The organism is Streptomyces boncukensis (assembly GCF_011045075.1).
Lineage (GTDB): Bacteria > Actinomycetota > Actinomycetes > Streptomycetales > Streptomycetaceae > Streptomyces > Streptomyces boncukensis.
The window spans coordinates 1-1,616 of record NZ_JAAKZZ010000917.1; the positions used below are offsets into that span (position 1 = coordinate 1).

At 75.9% G+C, this 1,616-nt stretch carries 1 protein-coding gene; it reads right to left on the minus strand.

What is annotated here, in order from left to right:
- Nucleotides 1–1,616 (minus strand): UDP-N-acetylmuramoyl-L-alanyl-D-glutamate--2,6-diaminopimelate ligase (locus G5C65_RS36965; RefSeq protein WP_165303410.1); only part of this gene is annotated, 1,616 nt, incomplete at both ends.

The window sequence follows — 1,616 nt, forward strand, 5'->3', positions numbered from 1 at the left end:
GGATGGGCTGCTGGGTGGGCTGGAGGTGCGGGTTCTGCTCGGTGTGCCGGGTGCGCGCACCGCTCTCGGCCATCCTGCGGCGGATGGCCTCGCGCAGCACGGCGACGTCGTCGAACGGGCGGATGACACCCGCGATGTCCTGGCCCTGCTCATGGCCCTTGCCGAGGACGAGGACGCTGTCGCCGGGCTCGGCGCGGGCGACGGCCGCCTCGACCGCGGCGGCCCGGTCCTCCTCCACGAGCACGGTGCCCCGCTCGTGCGCGGGCACCTCGGCGGCGCCGGAGAGCATGGTGGCGAGGATCGCGAGCGGATCCTCGGTGCGGGGGTTGTCGGAGGTCAGCACGGCGGTGTCGGAGAGCCGGGCGAGCGCGGAGCCCATGGCGGTCCGCTTGTGCGGGTCGCGGTCGCCGCCGCAGCCGAGCACGGCGTGCATCCGTCCGTCGGTGACCTTGCGGACGGCGTAGAGGACCGACTCGACGGCGTCCGGCTTGTGCGCGTAGTCGACGACGGCGAGGTAGCCCTGGCCCGCGTCCACCCGCTCCAGGCGGCCCGGCACCCCGGGCACGGCGGCGATGCCCTCGGCCGCGGTGCGCGGGTCCACTCCGGCGACGGCCAGGGCCGTGAGCGCGGCGAGCGTGTTGGCGACGTTGAACGGGCCGGGCAGCGGAGCGCGGGCCGGCACGGACTGCCCGTCGGGGCCCAGGGCGGTGAACGTGGAGCCCAGCGGGCCGATCTCGACGTGCTCCGCGCGCCAGTCGGCGTCCGGGTGGCCCTCGGCGGAGAACGTGACGACCGGGACCTCGGACTCGGCGATCAGCCGCTGGCCGTAGTCGTCGTCGAAGTTGACCACCCCGGCGCGGGAGCGGGCCCGGGTGAACAGCTGCCGCTTGGCGGCGAAGTAGTCCTCCATGTCCGGGTGGAAGTCAAGGTGCTCGGGGCTGAGGTTGTTGAACACCGCGACGTCGAAGACGCAGCCGTCGACCCGGCCGAGGACCAGTGCGTGGCTGGAGACCTCCATGGCGACGGAGCGCACCCCGCGCTCCCGCATCACCGCGAACAGCGCCTGCAGGTCGGTGGCCTCGGGCGTGGTGCGCTCGGACTTGATGCGCTCGTCGCCGATCCGGGACTCGACGGTGCCGATCAGGCCCGTCAGCCCGCCCTCCTTCGCCGCCGCGCCGCGCAGCCCGCCCTCGATCAGATAGGCGGTGGTGGTCTTGCCTGAGGTGCCGGTGATGCCGATCTGCAGCAGGTCGCCGCCGGGCTCGCCGTAGACCGCGGCGGCCAGCTCGCCCATCCGGCCGCGCGGGTCGGGCACGGTCAGCACCGGCAGCCCGGTGGCGGCGGCGCGCTCGGTGCCCGCCGGATCGGTGAGCACCGCGACGGCACCGAGGCTCTGGGCCTGCGCCACGAAGTCCGCACCGTGCAGCCGGGCGCCGGGCAGCGCGGCGTACACGTCCCCGGGGCGCACGGCGCGCGAGTCGTGCGTGATGCCGGTGGCGGCCCCTGCGCCCGGGTCGTCCGGGAGGGCGTCCGGGAGCGGCGCGTCCAGCCGCCGGGCCAGCTCCGCCAGCGGCACGGGCCGCACCCGGGTGGGCCGGGGCGGGCCCGGGAAGGTC